Below are 15,187 nucleotides of genomic sequence, written 5' to 3' on the forward strand. Positions count from 1 at the left end.
GCACGCGCTGTCAGGGGATCTCGTGCGCGGGGGCCGAGCAGGCGGTGATCGAGCTGCTCGGCTCTGCGATCCGGCTCACCCGGGGCCGATCTCGCCGTCGCCGCGCGGACGCTGCGCCGGAGGCGGCGGGGTCGGTTCCGGGGAAGGCTGCGCGCCCTGCACCGGCGGCGCGCCGCTCGGGTAAGCGTGCGTCGGGCCCGCCTGGAAGGGCGGACGGAAGCTGGCCGTCGTGCGCCGCTGCCGCCGGACGATCGCGCGAAGGGCGTAGTAGAGCGCCCCGAAGAACGCCGCCAGGAGCAGCAACGTGGGGCCGATCGACGCGGCGAGGACCGCGGTTTTCACGGCGACGACCCCCGCGTTCTCGATTCCCTCGCTGGCCGCGCGGGCGATCTTGCCGCCGGCGCCCAGTGTCTGCTCCTCGCCGCGCGCCGTGATCGACATCCTCACGGTCGCATAGGCGATCTGCCCCTCCAGCAACCGCTCCTGCGCCTCGATCTGCTCGATCGTCTCACGCACGCTCCCGAGCTGCTTCTCGACGGCGACCACGTCCGCGAGGCTCCCCGTCCTGTCGGAGAGCAGGTCGAGCAGCCGCTTCTCCTGGGCGCGGGCGTTCCGCAGCCGTGCGCCGATGTCCGCGCGCTGCTCGGTCACGTCCTCGGCCTTCTCCGCGTCGTCGACCACCTCGCCGACCGACGCCACCGCGGCGCGGAACGCGCCGACCTTCGCCGAGGGGACCCGCGCCTCGAGCGACGCGCTCCGGCGCAGGCCGCCGTGCACCCGGGCCTCGCTCACGTAGCCGCCGTGCTCCTCGACCGCGGTCCGCAGCCGATGCATCGCCGGCTCGAAGGCGTCGACGAGGATCGCGGTCTCGACGGTGATCCGCATCGCCCTCCCGGCGAGCGGCGACGCCGCAGGTGATGGGCCCTGCGCTCGCTGATCCAGCGCCGCGGCCTGCGCGGGCGGGGCCGACTCGGGACGGTCCTCTCTGGCGCAGGCGCTCGTCAGCGTCACCGCCAGGAGCAGCACGGCAGGCAGCCTCATGCAGGAGCGCATGAGGCGACCATAGCGGTTCGAGCGAACGACCGCGAGCGGAGCCCGCGAGCCCACCTCGCGCGAGGACGCGGACACGCCGTGCGCGCCGGTGGCGGGCCCGCCCGTTGCGAGGCGGGCGCCGACCATGTCGACACGCGAAGAGGACATCCGGGGATACGACGCGATCATCGTCGGCGGGGGGCCGGCCGGCCTCAGCGCGGCGCTCATCCTGGGGCGCTGCCGGAGGCGCGTCCTCGTGTGCGACTCGGGGCGGTACCGCAACCACGCGGCGCGCGAGATGCACGGCTTCCTGTCGCGCGACGGGATCGCGCCGCCCGAGCTCCGGCGGATAGCGCGCGAGCAGCTGGCGCCGTACGGCGTCGAGATCCGCGAGGCGGCCGTCGCCGACGTCCGCCGCCGAGCGACGCGCTTCGAGGTGACGCTGGAAGGCGGCGAGCGCGTGCGCTGCCGCAAGCTGCTGCTCGCCACCGGGCTCGTCGACCGGCTGCCGGAGCTGCCGGGGCTCCCCGCGATGTACGGCAAGAGCGTGCACCACTGCCCCTACTGCGATGGATGGGAGGCGCGCGATCAGGCGATCGGCGTCTACGGACAGGGCAGCACCGGGGTCTCGCTCGCCGTGAACATGAAGACGTGGAGCGATGACGTGGTCCTGTTCACGGACGGACCAGCGTCCCTGTCGAGATCGGACGCGGATCGGCTCGCGCGCCACCGGATCGGCGTGCGCGAGGAGCGTGTCGCCCGGCTCGAGGGCACGGACGGGATGCTGGAGCGCGTGGTGCTCGAGGACGGCAGCGCGGTGGAGCGCCGCTCGCTCTTCCTCAAGGCGAAGCAGGAGCAGGGGTCGGATCTGGCCGCGCGGCTCCGCTGCACGGTCACGGAGGAGCGGGGCGTCGAGACGGTCGCCGAGCACGAGGAGACGACCCGGGAAGGGGTCTTCGTCGCCGGGGACGCCTCGAAGGAGGTGCTGCTCGCCATCGTGGCCGCCGCCGAGGGCGCCGCCGCGGCGTTCGGGATCAACTGCGCGCTGCAAGAAGAGGAGCTCGCGTAGCGGGGGCAGCGCGCCCTCGCCGGCGCTGCCCGGACAGGCGCTCAGTCGCCCCGACCGCCCGGCCCGCGGCCGCGGCCAGGCCCCGGCCCGAACGGAGGCGGGCCCGGGCGCCGCCGCCGCTCGGCCTCGAGCTCCTCGTAGCGGGTGAGCTGCTCGGGCGTGAGCACGCCCTTCACGCGCGCGTCGGTGCGATCGCGGAGGGCGTCGAGCGCGGGGCGGCACTCGGAGAGGAGCCTGTCCCGCTCGGTCTCGGCCTCGGCGAGCGTCGCCCTGAGCTCGCGCACCTGGCGGTCGGTGAGGTCGAGGTGGCGGCGCATCGCCTTGAGGCGGAACTTGGCGCGCACCTCGGTCGGAGGGCCCCGGAAGGTGGCCTCGAGGTCGCGCAACGCCGTGACGCGGCCGATGGCCGCGCCGGCGACGCCGCCGAAGAGGAAGACCGCGGCGAGCACGGCCAGCGGCTTCCAGCGGGCGAGGGCGGGCGGGGACGCGGGGCGCTCGGTCATTCGCTCGCCTCGAGGGCCTCCACGGAGGCCATGATCGCGCTGTCGACGTCGCGCTGCGTCTGCAGGAAGAAGAGCACGCTCGCGGCCGCCGCGAGGGCGGTCACGACGAGGGCAGGGCGACCCGAGCGGACGATGCCGTCGGCGATCGCGGGCCGCGCGGGCAGGGGGAGGAGGAGAGGCGCGGCCTTGGCGGCGCGGACCATGGCCTCGGTGAAGCCGGCGTCCGGAGCGAGGCCGTCGGTCGCGGCCGCGATGCGCGCGAGCGGATCGCTGGCCGTCGCAGCGCGCAGCACGGCCGCCGTGAAGCGGTCGTCGGCGTCGATGCGAGCGGTCGCGGCCGCGAGGCGCGCGAGGTCCCGATCGGGTCCGGTCCGGTCGTCGTCGCGGTCAGACATGCGGCGCCTCCTTCTCGAGCTGCCGGGCGCGGAGCGCGGCGCGAGCGCGCACCAGGCGTTGCTCGACGGCGCCCTCGGAGCAGCCGAGCGCCGCCGCGGCCTCCTTCGCGGGCAGGCCCTCGACGGCGACGAGGACGAGCGTGGCGCGCTCCTGGGGCGGGAGCGCGGCGAGCAGGGCGTCGAGCTCGCGCAGCGCGACGCGCGCCTCGGCGGAGACGAGGCCGTCGAAGCGCGGCTCGGTCGACGCCTCGCGCGCCTCGCGCGGGGTGTCGCGGCGGCGCCGGAGGGCGTCGAGGCAGGCGTTCGTCACGATGCGGTACAGCCAGGTCTCCACCTTCGATCTCCCGTCGTAGCGCCCCTCGCGCAGGGCGCGGTAGGCGTCGACGAACGCCTCCTGCAGGGCGTCCTCTGCCTCCGCGAGGTCGCCGACCACGCGCGCGGCCAGGCGGTACATCGGCGCGCGCGTGTGCTCGACGATCTGCCGGAAGGCCGCGTCATCGCCCCTGGCGACGCGCGCTGCGACGAGCCTGAGGTCGACGATCACGTTCCCCCGCGATTCTGCGCCCATGGCATCGCGCGCGCTACCGGGACGGGCGCTCAGCGGCGCTCGAAGCCGCGCCCGCCGGGCCCGGGGCCGCGCATGCCGGGCCCGGGGCCGTGCTCGGGGCCGCGCATGCCATGCCCGGGGCCGTGCTCGGGGCCGCGCATGCCATGCCCGGGGCCGCGCATGCCGCGCTCGGGCTTGCCCGCGGCCGGCCCCTTCTCGATGCGCTCGGCGACCGCATTGCGCTGCGCCTCGTCGAGGATCGGGACGATCGCGGCCAGCGCGCCGACCATGCGGTCCAGGTGCGCCCGCGGGCCCATCTTCTCGCCCGCCGGCGGCCGCGGCAGGAACGCGTTCGCGTCGAAGCGATCCGCGGCGAACGTCTCGAGCCGCGCGCGCATCTCGGCGCGCCTCGCCGCGTGATCTTCCTTCCGCCCGACCCGGTCGGCGTCGCCCGGGCGCGCGGCCTCGAGGGCCTTGTCGATCTGCGCGCGCTGCTCGTCGCGCAGGTCGAGGCCGGCGAGGAGGTGGCCCAGCGGACCGCCGCGCATGCCGGGGCCGCCCATGCCGCCGCGGTCGCCTTGCGGGCCGCGGTGGTGCTTGCCGCCTTGCGGGCCGCGGTGGTGCTCGCCGCCGCGCGGGCCGCGCTCTCCTCGCCCGTCCATCTTCGCGGCGATCCCATCGACGAGCTGCCGGCGCTGCTGCTTCGTGAGCGTGGCGTGCAGGGTGCTCAGCGCCCCGGCGACGCGGGCGCGGCGCTCCTCGGCCGCGCGGCCGGCGTCGGGGAGCTTCGCCTCGATCGCCGCCCGATCGATCTTGCCGGCGCGCACGCCCTCGGCGAGCGCCGCGAAGACGGCCCCGTCCTTCGGGCGCTCCTTCGCGCCGTCGCGCAGCCCCTCGAGGGCGCCCTCGATCGTCGCTTCCTGCGCGTCCGAGAGGTCGAGCTCGTGGAGCGCCGCGCGCAGGAGGTGCTCGGGGCCGCGCGGCCCGCCGTGATGCCCGCCGAAGCCCTCCCGAGGACCGCCCGCCCTTGACGGGCCCTTGGCGAGCGCCGCCTCGGCGGCCTCGTCGCTCGGGGACGTGTCGCCCTGCCCCGTCTCCGCCGTGCAACCGGCCGCGCCGACGAGCGCGCCGACGAGCGGCAATATCCCACCAAGCCTCCACCAACGAGACTGCGTCATGGACTCTTCTCCTGCGTCGCCCGCGTCGTGCCGAGCGGGTCGTTCATCCCTGTGACGCCGGCGGGCAGGGGGGCCCTACGAGGGCGAGCCACTTTTTCTGGAGGCGAGCTCCGCAGGGAGGCGGGAGGGGCCAGCGCGGGCCGGATCGGCCCGGCCTTACCGCACGCTGGCGATCAGGTGGGTGCGCGTCCCCTGCGGCGTGGCGACCTCGGCCTCGTCGCCCTCCGAGAGGCCCAGCAGGGACGCGCCGAGGGGGCTCGTCGTGGCGAGGGTCTGCAGCTCGACCCCCTGGAAATGGATGCGCTCGCCGCCCGCGGCCGGCAGGAGGAAGTAGAGCGCGCGCCGCTTTCCGCTCTCCAGCTCCACGAGCGCCGAACTCTCGATGCCCGCGCCAGGGCCGAAGTCGCGCACCGTGACGGCGCCGAGCCTGGCGAGCGCCTGCTCGATCTGGAGCACGCGCTCGCTGTGCCCTCGCGCCACGTAGGACGCCTCGGTGGCGCGCATGTCCTTGTCGCCCTCGGCGCGGTTCTCCTCGTGCGTCACGGCGCTCGCGGCGTCGCGCGCCCGCTCGGTGGAGCGCTCGAGCTCACGGGCGAGCTGGTCCTTCAGGGCCGCGAGCAACGCGCGCTTGTCGATGGCCGGTGGCATAGACACGCACACCTTACCAGACGGGATCGCGGCGGTCACTCCACGGTCGTCAGGCGCCGCGCGGCGCTGAAGACAGCCGAGGGGCGCAGCCGTCCTCGGCGCCGCCCGGCGCGCGTCCGTCGCGGCCGGTCGCAGAGGAGGAGAAGGGAGGCGGCCCGGCTCCTCCGGGGAGGCCGCGCGCCGCGCGCCTGCCCGCCGGCGAACCCGCCGGCGAGCGGCGCCGAGCGCACACCTGCGCTGATTGCAGCTCTGTGATGGATGCCTCTCGCACAGAGTCGCAGCTCATGGCGCCTTTTCGCGTCGAGCTCTCCCCGCTCCTTGCAGATGTGCAATTCCATGCGCGTCGCGCGCGGCGGACTGCCGACGCGCTTATCGTTCGTGTAAATCGAATGTTTCAAAACGGTGACTTGGAAGCGCAAAGACGCGCAAAGACGCGCAAAGACGCGCAAAGACGCGCAAAGACGCGCAAAGACGCCCCACAACGGCGAACCGGAGAACCGCTCAGGAATCGTTCAGGAATCTTCGTTGCCGGGGAAGGGTGAGTCGTGTAGATTCCTAATCTGCTGCGCCGCTGCTCCGGGCTGGAACGCATCGACACGAGAGCATGGGTGTCGTGCGGCGCCGCCGCACAGCCTGGAGCGCGCGGGCCGAGCGCGCGCGACATGACGCGAGGCGTCCTGCCGCCGCTCGCCCGGGCTGCGTCCCGATCACTGCACGAGCACACAAGAGGAGAATCGTGAGCCTGTATGCCCAGGAGCGGCTGCGCGTGCTCGTCGTCGACGACGAGCGGAGGATGCTGGACAGCATCGCGGCCATCCTCGACGATGACGTCGATGTCGAGACCTGCACGTCCGCCCACCGGGCGCTCGAGCTGCTGCAGACAGGCCAGTTCCACGTGGTCTGCTCCGACTACAAGATGCCCGGGATGAACGGAGACGAGCTCCTCAAGCGGGTCGCCGGCCTGCCGCTCTACACGAGCTGCCTGCTGGTCACCGGCGACGAGGAGTACATCCGCTCCGGCGAGGCGAGCCGCCACTACGTCATCCTCAAGCCGTTCGAGCCCGCCCGGGTCACCCGGATCGTCCTGGAGCTCGCGCGCCTCGCCCACGCGCGGCGGTCCGCGGACGCCGGCGCGGGCGCCGCCTCGGCGCGCGAGGCCGCCGCGCCCGCCTCGAAGACGAGGGGGGCCGCGCCGTCGCTCAGGCCGCGGGAGGCCCCCCAGGAGGCGCCGGCGTCCTCGCCGCGCGAGCGGGTGAGCGCGTACCCGCCCCCGTCCTCCCGCGCGGCGTCGAGCTACCTGGACACGGCGCGGGTCGGAGACGCTGGGCTCCCGGCCCGGACCCTCAAGTGATCGCCCGCGGCGGCGAACGCGGCACCCGAGGAGGCCATCCCCCACGATGACGAGCCGAGATCCGCTCGGCGCGGTGGAGCAGACCGCGACGGCCGAGGAGATCGTGGCCACGCTGCGCCACGATCTGCGCAATTGCTTGGGTACGATCCGCAATGCGGCGTTCTTCATCCGGCGCAAGGTTGCCCGGGAGCAGGCCTTTCGGGACGACCCGCGGGTGGAGCAGTTCCTCGACGTCATCGACGAGGAGGCGATCGCGGCGAGCGCGCTCGTCGACGGCGCCGTCGACGCGAACCCGAGCCTCAGGCGGCGGCCGGTGAGCGCGAGCGCCCGCGAGTGCGTCTTCACGGCGGCGGCCTGCGCGCGCATCGCCGAGCCGGCGATCCGCGTCGACGTCGACGCGGCGGAGGGCGTGGTCGAGCTCGATCCGGCCGAGCTCGCCCTGGCGGTCCGGTGCCTCGTCGAGAACGCGGCGGAGTCGATGCCCGGGGGCGGGGTGGTCACGCTGCGCGGGAGCGTGGTGGGCGCGCGTTACCGCATCGAGGTCGGCGACGCGGGGACGGGTGTGCCCGAGGAGGAGCGGGAGGCGATCACGCGCCCGTTCTACACCACCAAGCCGGGCCGCCTCGGGCTCGGGCTCAACATCGCCGGGCGCGTGGCGCGCCGCTATTTCGGGGCGCTCACCGTCGGCCGCGGCGCGCCCTCGGGCACGCTGGCCTGCATCGAGCTGCCCCTCGCGCTGGCGCCCGAGCCGCCCGGCGCGGGCGCCGAGGAGCGGCTGTGACGTCGCGCGCGGCCGAGGCGCCGCGATGAGCATCCGGGCCGTCCTCTCGCTGATCTTCGCCGTGGCGGCGGCCGTCGTGCTGCTCGCGACCGGCGCGCTCTACGTCACGTCCGCCAGCATGACGCGGCTCCAGCGGCGCGCAGAGCTGTCCTACGAGGACCTCACCCGCCACGTCACGCTCGCCAACCACGCCGGCCGCTACATGCGGGAAGCCGCGGAGATCTCCCTCGGCGGCGGCGACTCCGAGGAGCTCCACCACCTGGCCGGGCTCGTCGCGCGGGACCTGGCCGCGGCGGAGGCGATCGAGCGGGTGCGGGGGCCGTTCGAGCGAGCGCGGGAGCCGATCGAGCGGGCGTGGGAGCCGCTCGAGCGGGCGCTGATCGAGGGCGAGCGCGCCCCCGAGGCGCTGCGCGAGGCGCAGGAGGGCGACGAGCGCCTGCGCCGGATGCGCGCGAGCTTCGCGGCGATCGCCGGGGGCGTCGACCACGTGTCCCGCATGGCGAGCGCCGGGGATCCGGCGGCCTACCGGAGGTTCGTGGAGCGCCCCGAGGCCGAGTACGAGGAGGGCTTCGTGCCCCAGATCGACGCGGCCATCGCCGACGCGCGGCGCGACGTCGCGCGGAACGCGGAGCAGGCGGGCCGCGCGGGCGCCAGGATCAGGATCGCGAGCATCGCCCTGATGACGGCGGCGCTCGTGCTCCTCGTCGTCCTCCTCGGCGGGCTCCTGCGCTCGATGGCGCGCGGGTTCGGCGCGCTCGCGGAGTGCTCGCGGCGCATCGCCGGAGGCGACCTCGAGCACCGCGTGCCCGACCTGGGAAAGCACGAGTTCGGGCGCATGGGCGCGGCGCTCCGCCACATGGCCGAGAGCCTGCGCGAGGCCCAGGCGTCGAGCGTGCGCGTCGAGCGGCTCGCGGCGATAGGGCAGCTCGCGGCGAGCGTCGGGCACGAGCTCCGCAACCCGCTCGGCGCCATCCGGAACGCGACGCACTACCTCAAGAAGCGCCTCGCCGGGACGGAGGTCGGCGCGGAGCCGCGCGTCGCCCAGTTCCTCGGCCTGATGGAGAAGGAGCTGCTCTCGTGCAACCGGATCATCGGCGATCTCCTGGACTTCGCGCGTGAGCGCAGGCTCCGCCGCACCGCCTGCCCGCTCGCGCCCCTGGTGGACGACGCCATGTCGGTCGTCGAGCCGCCCGCGCACGTGCGCCTGGAGAACCTCGTGCCGGCGGCGCTGCCGGTCCTGAGCCTCGACAAGGACCAGTTCCGGCAGGTGCTCGTGAACCTGATCCAGAACGCGGCCGAGGCGATCCCGGTCGAACGCGAAGGGTGGGTGCGTGTGGTTGGACGTGCATGTGACGAGGCCGTGCGCCTCGAGGTGGCCGACAACGGGGAGGGGATCGAGGAGGAGCACCTCGCGAAGATCTTCGAGCCGCTCTTCAGCACGAAGCTGAAGGGGACGGGCCTCGGGCTCGCCATCACCGCGGGGATCGTCCGCCTGCACGGCGGCACGATCGCGGTGGAGAGCGCGCCCGGCGCGGGGACGACGTTCACCATCCGGTTGCCGCGCGCTGCGGCGCCGGAGGTACACTCCCTGAAGCTCGCATAACAGCGTGACAGCGGAGGGAGACGGCCGTCGATGCAAGAGACCGGACCGGTGCTCGTGGTGGACGACGAGGAGGGGATGCGCGCCACGCTCGCCGCGAACCTCGAGCTCGAGGGGTACGAGGTCGTCGAGGCGCGGGACGGGGCGCACGCGCTCGAGCTCGTGAGGCAGCGGCGCTTCGCGCTCGTGCTGACCGACGTGAGGATGCCCGGCCTCGACGGCGTCGCGACGTTCCGGGAGATCAAGCGGCTCCAGCCGGAGCTCACGGTGGTGCTGATGACCGGCTTCGCGCGCGAGCAGCTCATCGAGCAGGGCATCGGCGAGGGCGCCTATGCGGTCATCTACAAGCCCTTCTCGATGGAGCACCTCATGCGGATCATCGCGCGGGCCCTGTCGTCGCGCGGCGTGCTCGTGGTGGACGATCTCCCCGCGGTCGCGGAGTCGATCGTGGCGGGGCTCACGGCGGCCGGGCTGCGCGCGGAGGCCGCGTACGACGGGCACACGGCCATCCAGCGCGCGCGGGACGCGGCGGTCGACGTCTGCGTGCTCGACCTCCGGATGCCCTCCCTGGACGGCGTGAGGACCCACGAGCAGATCCGGCGGCTGAGCCGCGGGATCACGGTGATCGCGATGACCGGCCACGCGACGCCGGAGATGATCCACGCGTTCACGAGCCAGGGCGGGTACGCCTGCCTCCACAAACCGTTCGAGGTGCGCGAGCTGATGCTCACGATCGCGCGCGCCCGGAGCGACCCGGGGACGTGCTGAGGGCCGCGGGACATGGCGCCGGGCAGGGGCGGGCGCTGCGCCCTGCCCGGCCGCGACAGCGTCGGCCGCGCGGGCGGAGGAGGGCGGCGTGAGCGTGACCGTGCTCCTCGTCGACGACGACGCGTCCTCGCGGTTCGTGCTCGCGACGCTCCTGGAGGACGAGGGCTTCCAGGTGGAGGAGGCCGGCTCGTTCGCCGAGGCCGGGCGGAAGATCGCGGCGGAGGGCGCGCGGTACGACCTCGCGCTGCTCGATCAGAACCTCGGCGACGGCCACGGCACCGATCTCGTGGCGGTGCTGCGGGCGCGCCTGCCGCGCGCGAAGGCGGTGCTGATCAGCGGCAGCGGCGACGAGGCCCTCGGCGACGCGCCCCCGCCGGACGCGGTGCTCTCGAAGGGGATCGGCTTTCCGGATCTGCTCGATCGGATCCGGCGGCTGCTCGGCTGACGCGCTCCGACGCCCCGCGGGCCCGCGCGGCGCGGGATGGCCGCGCGCGGCGTCAGGCGACGCCGAGCAGGGCCTTGCCCACGATGTCGCGGATCGCGGGGCCGGACAGGGCCATGATGGGGCCGCTCATCGCGTCGCGCAGGTGGCGCTCGATGGGGCGGCTGCGCATGTACCCGGCGCCGCCGGCGATCTCCAGGGCCGAGGTGGCGATGGCCACCGCGGCCTCGTTGGCCACGACCTTGGACTGCAGCTGCAGGAGGCCGTAGCTCGGGTCGCCCGCGTCCAGGGCGGCGGCGGTGCGCGTGGCGAGGGCGCGCGCGGCCTCGAGGCGCAGGCTCATGTCGGCCACGGCGAACTGCACCCATTGCAGCTCGGCGATGGGCCGGTCTCCCGGCGGCAGGACGCGCTCCTTGGCGTAGGCCACGGCCGCGGCCATGGCGGCCTCGGCGATGCCCACGGAGAGCCAGCCGAGGCCGTTGGGGATGGGGTTGGGCGCCGTGGGATCGACAGCGAGCCGCCGCGACTCCGGCAGGAGCGTGCCCTGGAAGCGGACGATCTGGCTGCGCGTGGCCCGCATGCCGAGCGTGTCCCAGACGGGCTCGATGGCGATCGAGTCGTCCCTCTCGATGAGGAAGAACGCGGGCTGGCCGTCGCAGACCGCGGCCGTGAAGAAGAAGTCCGCGTGCTCGCACCCGGTGACGAAGCGCTTCTCGCCGGTCAGGCGATAGCCGCCCTCGGCCTTCTGGGCCACCTGGCGCGGCACGAGGAACATGTTGCCGCTGGTGGGCTCGGAGAGGGCGTTGCCGACCCACGCGCCGCGGCGGATCGCCTGCTCGAAGCGGGACCGCTCGCCGGGGTCGACCAGGCCGCGGTACACCGACAGGGCGCCCTGGTGCATGAGCCACGCCGTGGCGAACGACGCGTCGCCCCGCGCGAGGAGGGCGACGATGCGGCCGAAGGTGAGCCACGAGCAGGGCGCGCGGGCGCCGCCTTCGCCGGCGGCCCCGCCGAGCAGCGCCGTGTTGATCGGTGAGCGGATCGTGGCGGCCAGCCCCTCGACCGGGAAGGTGGCGTCCCGGTCGTGCCGGGCCGCGTGCTCGGCGAGGAGCGCCGAGATCCGCTCGGCCTCGGCGAGGAGCTCGTGGGCCTGCCTCGCGTCGTCTTTCTGTGCATTCATGGGGTCGCTCCTCCGGGGCGCTGCGATCACCGTCCGTCCGGCGGCTGCATGTCGCGCGGGTGGAGCGGGGCCGTCCCGGTTTCCGCACAATCGCAGATCTGGCAGCCGTTCTTGTCGGTCACGCAGCGGATGTTGGAGCACATGGGGCGATACTCGGTCGGGCAGGCGCCCTGCGCGTCCGTCGAGCCCGGCACGGAGGTCGCGGGGGACACCGCCGAGCACGGCGAGAAGCCGTAGTTGCAGGCGTGTCCGCACCCGATGGCGCCGCCCGCGGCGAGCGCGGCGAGCAGCACGAGCAACATGTCGGAGCGGACGGCGCGCGCCGTGACGCAGCGCCGCGCGGAGGCCGGCCTGATGCGGCCCTCGTCCGGCTCGGCGGCGTCACGCGGGCTGGAGGGCCACTCCCGCTCTCGACGGGCCGAAGGGCGCGCCTCGGCGCCGCCCGGCGATAGGTCCTCCACCGCGCCAGTCTGTGCGTGGTTGATACTGAGCATTATCCGCCCTTTCCCTCGAAGCGTGGAGCCCCGGAGCCCGCAATATGATAATGCTATGAAGGTCCGGCCTCGCTGGCAATCGGGCGCCTTTCCCACTCCCGGCGCCGCCGGCGGCGCGTGCGCTGGCCGATGTGGATGAGCCTGGGCGGCGGCAGAGGCGCCTTCCTCGTCTATGTTCCCTTCTTGATGGCAGGCCTCACCCCTGGGCGTGCTGCTGATAGAACGGATGTCCTGGCACGTTGAGGTTCAGGAAGGTGATCTTCTCGTTCAGCCAGTGATCCCGCCTGGCGGCGTCGCCGCGCTCCTCGTGATAGCGCGCGAGCAGGTCGTAGCTCGACAGGGAGCCCAGGTCGTGATCGTGGAACGCCTTCCGGAACAGGTCCTCTGCGGCGCCCTGGCGACCGCCGCTCACCAGCGCGTCCGCGGCGCGGCAGAGCTCCGCGAAGCGCTCCTCCGAGAGACGCTCCTTGTCCCTCAGCGCGTAAGGATCGAGGAACTCCCGGGAGACGAGCGCTTCCAGCGTTCCGCTCATGTAGCAGTCGAGGATCAGGTGGATACGGACCTCCGAGCCGCGGTTGCAGGCGCCGTGGCGCGTCTCGTGAGGAGACAGCTTCCAGAGAAAGCCGCTCTTCATGTGGACCGAGCGCGACGGCAGGACGATGAGCGCGTCCAGGTTCGTCTTCAGGGGAACGTGGAGCCGCAGCCGCGGGATGCGGCGCAGGTTGTGAGCCCCGTAGTCGGTGTGCTCCCACAGGAACGCGTCGGGGTCGAGCCGCAGCAACCTGACCCACATGAGCTGGAGGCCTGACCCCTCGATGAAGGCGCGGACCCGGGGCAGCCGCAGGACGACCTCGGTGGGGATGGGCGCGCAGTCGGCGAGATCGTTCTCCTGCGAGTCTCCGCTCGCGTTGTAGAGCGCGGCCGTCTTCCACCCGCCGGACTGATACCGCGAGTAGTTCTCGGTCCATGGGATGTCGGCGCGCGCCACGTCGTCGAGCATGCCGTCGACGACGGCGCGGGGGATCTCTCGGAGCTGGGACGTGTACTTCAGCATGAGTCCTCCATTCTGCGGAGCCCGGCGCCTCAGACCCGGCGCAGCCGCTCCGCCGCGCGCTCGAGCGTCTCGTCCCGCTTGGCGAAGCAGAACCGCAGGACGGGCCCGGGCTCCACGCCGGACAGGAACGGGGAGATCGGGATCGAGGCGACGCCGTGCTCACGGAGGAGGCGCTGCGCGAAATCGGCGTCTCGCTCCGTCGTGATCGCGGAATAGTCGACGAGCTGGAAATACGTGCCCTCGCACGGCAGGGGCCGCAGCCGCGAGCCCTCGATGAGCTTCAGGAACCGGTCGCGCTTCGCCTGGTAGAAGGGGGCGAGATCGGCGGCGAGCGGATCGCGCGCCACGATCTCGGCATAGGCGAGCTGGATGGCCGCGTTCACCGCGAAGGTCACGAATTGATGCACCCGCTGGATCTCGGCCGAGAGCGGCTGCGGCGCCGCGCAGTAGCCGACCTTCCAGCCGGTCGTGTGGTACGTCTTCCCGAACGAGCTGATGACCACGGAGCGGTCGGCCAGCTCCGGATACCGCGCGAGGCTCTCGTGCCGGCGCCCGTCGAAGAGGATGTGCTCGTACACCTCGTCGCCGACGACGAGGGCGTCGGTCCCCTCGAGCACCCGCGCGAGCTCGCGCATGTCGTCGGCCGACAGCATCGTTCCGGTCGGGTTGTGCGGCGAGTTGATGAGCAGGAGCCGGGTCCGCGGCGTGAGCGCGCGCCGCACCTCGTCCCAGTCCACGCGGTAGTCCGGAAAGCGGAGCGTGACGAACACGGGCGTGCCGCCGTTCAGCAGCACGGCCGGCGCGTACGAGTCGTAGCAAGGCTGGAACAGGACGACCTCGTCCCCGGGTCGGACGAACGCGGTCAGCGTGCTGAAGATGCCCTCGGTCGCCCCCGAGGTGATCGTGATCTCGGTCGCCGGGTCGTAGCGGCGGCCGTAGAGCCGCTCCATCTTCGCGGACAGCGCCTCGCGCAGCGCCAGGACGCCCTGCATGGGGGCATACTGGTTGTGGCCGGCGCGCATGTGGCGCGCGACCGCCTCGACCAGCTCCGGCGCGCAGTCGAAATCCGGGAAGCCCTGCGACAGGTTGATGGCGCTGTGCTCGTTCGCGAGGCGCGTCATCACGGTGAAGATGCTGACGCCGGTCGACGGCAGCTTCGATGGGATCGCAGGTCGGGTCATGATGGGCTCCTCGGCCGGGTCCTGACAGGCCGGGACCTTAGCATGTCACCGCTTCAGCCGGTGATCCGGTCGCGCCCCGGCCGCTCCGCGATGATGACCGAGTTGATCACCTCGTCGTGCGGATGGAGCTCCAGGAGCGGCTCGAACGGCGCCATTCCATGGATGTCGACCTCGGGGTAGAGCAGCGTGCGTAGTCGCTGCGAGCTGCGGACGAGGAGCAGCGCGCCCGGGCGCATCACCCCGTGGAGGTGGTGGAGCAGGCGGCTCTTCTCGCGCCGGTTCATGCCGACGAGCGCGGCGAGGAACACGCAGTCGAACTCCGAGAGGTCGGAGCAGGACAGGGCGTCGGCGCAGATGAACCCGAGCTTCTCCGAGAGCCCGAGCCGGCGCGCGAGCGCGCGGGCGTCGGCGCACGCCTCCTCGTCGACGTCGATGTTGCTGACCTGGACGCCGAGGCGCTCGGCGAGCAGGAGCGAGGTGAAGGGCAGCGGACCGGAGCCGATGAACAGCACGCGCCGCGGCGGCTCGTCGCGCACGCCCCGCAGGCCGGAGAGCTCGAGCCGGGTCAGCTTCTCGTAATTCACGGCGTACGGGAAGCTCCGGAGCTCGGCCGCCGGGTCGTCCGCGGCGGCGATGCGCCGCGCCCAGTGGCGCTCCAGCTCGTACTCGCCGCGCGAGCAGACGCGCCACAGGCCCTCCCGGATCGCGCTCACGGCCGGATCTCCGAGCACCTCATCGGCCTCGCCGCGCGAGCGCGACATGGAGATGCTCACGAGCTCGCTGAACAGGTGGTTCACCCGCTGGCTCGGCTCGAGGGAGCCCATGCTCGCGAGCTCGTTGTAGATGCGGTGAATGCGTGTCGGAAGCGAAGAGTCGATGATCGTGTTCATGAGGCACTCCTGATCAGCGGACCCGCTCGTCAGGATCGGTGTGCGGGACCCCCGGCGGCCTCGCCGACGCCGGC

17 protein-coding genes are annotated in these 15,187 nt (G+C 73.4%); 6 read left to right on the forward strand and 11 right to left on the reverse strand.

The features are described 5' to 3' along the window. Positions 1-75: 75 nt before the first annotated feature. Positions 76-1,053 (reverse strand): DUF4349 domain-containing protein, encoded by a 978-nt coding sequence (locus tag WMF27_RS44435; protein ID WP_437762816.1) that lies wholly within the window; start codon positions 1,051-1,053, stop codon positions 76-78. Positions 1,054-1,177: 124 nt separating this feature from the next. On the opposite strand from WMF27_RS44435, the gene WMF27_RS44440 reads away from it, so the two are divergent. After that, positions 1,178-2,101 carry an NAD(P)/FAD-dependent oxidoreductase gene (locus WMF27_RS44440; RefSeq protein ID WP_437762815.1) on the forward strand — a complete coding sequence of 308 codons (924 nt, stop codon included), beginning with the start codon at positions 1,178-1,180 and terminating at the stop codon, positions 2,099-2,101. A 41-nt stretch (positions 2,102-2,142) separates the two neighbouring features. Here the strand turns inward: WMF27_RS44440 and WMF27_RS44445 are convergent, their stop codons facing one another. The 5 genes from WMF27_RS44445 to WMF27_RS44465 form a co-directional block, all read right to left on the reverse strand. Continuing rightward, positions 2,143-2,604, reverse strand: coding sequence for a hypothetical protein (locus WMF27_RS44445; protein WP_437762814.1), 462 nt, complete (start codon positions 2,602-2,604; stop codon positions 2,143-2,145). Then, complete coding sequence (locus WMF27_RS44450; RefSeq protein ID WP_437762813.1) at positions 2,601-2,999, reverse strand: hypothetical protein; 399 nt, start codon at positions 2,997-2,999, stop codon at positions 2,601-2,603. The genes WMF27_RS44445 and WMF27_RS44450 overlap by 4 nt, the downstream gene beginning before the upstream one ends. Beyond that, positions 2,992-3,567, reverse strand: coding sequence for an RNA polymerase sigma factor (locus WMF27_RS44455; RefSeq protein WP_437943599.1), 576 nt, complete (start codon positions 3,565-3,567; stop codon positions 2,992-2,994). Before WMF27_RS44455 ends, WMF27_RS44450 begins: the two co-directional genes overlap by 8 nt. A gap of 29 nt (positions 3,568-3,596) precedes the next feature. Further along, a complete protein-coding gene (locus WMF27_RS44460) occupies positions 3,597-4,724 on the reverse strand; it encodes a Spy/CpxP family protein refolding chaperone (RefSeq protein WP_437943600.1) in 1,128 nt (375 codons plus the stop codon). A gap of 156 nt (positions 4,725-4,880) precedes the next feature. Beyond that, on the reverse strand, positions 4,881-5,372 hold the full coding sequence (locus WMF27_RS44465; protein WP_437762810.1) for a GreA/GreB family elongation factor: 492 nt from the start codon (positions 5,370-5,372) through the stop codon (positions 4,881-4,883). A 736-nt stretch (positions 5,373-6,108) separates the two neighbouring features. Between WMF27_RS44465 and WMF27_RS44470 the strand changes: the two genes are divergently transcribed. The 5 genes from WMF27_RS44470 to WMF27_RS44490 all read left to right on the forward strand — a co-directional run bounded on the left by WMF27_RS44470 (position 6,109) and on the right by WMF27_RS44490 (position 10,317). Further along, positions 6,109-6,723: a response regulator transcription factor gene (locus WMF27_RS44470; protein ID WP_437762809.1), complete on the forward strand. Its 615-nt coding sequence runs from the start codon at positions 6,109-6,111 to the stop codon at positions 6,721-6,723. Positions 6,724-6,769: 46 nt separating this feature from the next. After that, on the forward strand, positions 6,770-7,504 hold the full coding sequence (locus WMF27_RS44475; protein ID WP_437762808.1) for a sensor histidine kinase: 735 nt from the start codon (positions 6,770-6,772) through the stop codon (positions 7,502-7,504). Between the two features lie 25 nt (positions 7,505-7,529). Next, positions 7,530-9,107 carry a sensor histidine kinase gene (locus tag WMF27_RS44480; RefSeq protein WP_437943601.1) on the forward strand — a complete coding sequence of 526 codons (1,578 nt, stop codon included), beginning with the start codon at positions 7,530-7,532 and terminating at the stop codon, positions 9,105-9,107. 30 nt (positions 9,108-9,137) lie between these two features. Continuing rightward, a complete protein-coding gene (locus WMF27_RS44485) occupies positions 9,138-9,872 on the forward strand; it encodes a response regulator (RefSeq protein ID WP_437762806.1) in 735 nt (244 codons plus the stop codon). 88 nt (positions 9,873-9,960) lie between these two features. Beyond that, complete coding sequence (locus WMF27_RS44490; RefSeq protein ID WP_437762805.1) at positions 9,961-10,317, forward strand: response regulator; 357 nt, start codon at positions 9,961-9,963, stop codon at positions 10,315-10,317. Between the two features lie 52 nt (positions 10,318-10,369). Here the strand turns inward: WMF27_RS44490 and WMF27_RS44495 are convergent, their stop codons facing one another. The 5 genes from WMF27_RS44495 to WMF27_RS44515 all read right to left on the reverse strand — a co-directional run bounded on the left by WMF27_RS44495 (position 10,370) and on the right by WMF27_RS44515 (position 15,113). Beyond that, positions 10,370-11,494, reverse strand: a complete 1,125-nt coding sequence (locus WMF27_RS44495) for an acyl-CoA dehydrogenase family protein (protein ID WP_437762804.1) — start codon at positions 11,492-11,494, stop codon at positions 10,370-10,372. A gap of 26 nt (positions 11,495-11,520) precedes the next feature. Beyond that, a complete protein-coding gene (locus WMF27_RS44500) occupies positions 11,521-11,955 on the reverse strand; it encodes a hypothetical protein (RefSeq protein ID WP_437762803.1) in 435 nt (144 codons plus the stop codon). Positions 11,956-12,184: 229 nt separating this feature from the next. Further along, complete coding sequence (locus WMF27_RS44505; protein ID WP_437762802.1) at positions 12,185-13,042, reverse strand: aspartyl/asparaginyl beta-hydroxylase domain-containing protein; 858 nt, start codon at positions 13,040-13,042, stop codon at positions 12,185-12,187. A 29-nt stretch (positions 13,043-13,071) separates the two neighbouring features. Further along, on the reverse strand, positions 13,072-14,223 hold the full coding sequence (locus tag WMF27_RS44510; protein ID WP_437762801.1) for a methionine aminotransferase: 1,152 nt from the start codon (positions 14,221-14,223) through the stop codon (positions 13,072-13,074). A 53-nt stretch (positions 14,224-14,276) separates the two neighbouring features. Further along, positions 14,277-15,113 carry a nicotianamine synthase family protein gene (locus WMF27_RS44515; protein WP_437762800.1) on the reverse strand — a complete coding sequence of 279 codons (837 nt, stop codon included), beginning with the start codon at positions 15,111-15,113 and terminating at the stop codon, positions 14,277-14,279. Between the last annotated feature and the right edge of the window lie 74 nt (positions 15,114-15,187).

Origin of the sequence: Sorangium sp. So ce281 (genome assembly GCF_051527395.1) — a bacterium.
Taxonomy (GTDB): Bacteria; Myxococcota_A; Polyangia; order Polyangiales; family Polyangiaceae; genus Sorangium; species Sorangium cellulosum_B.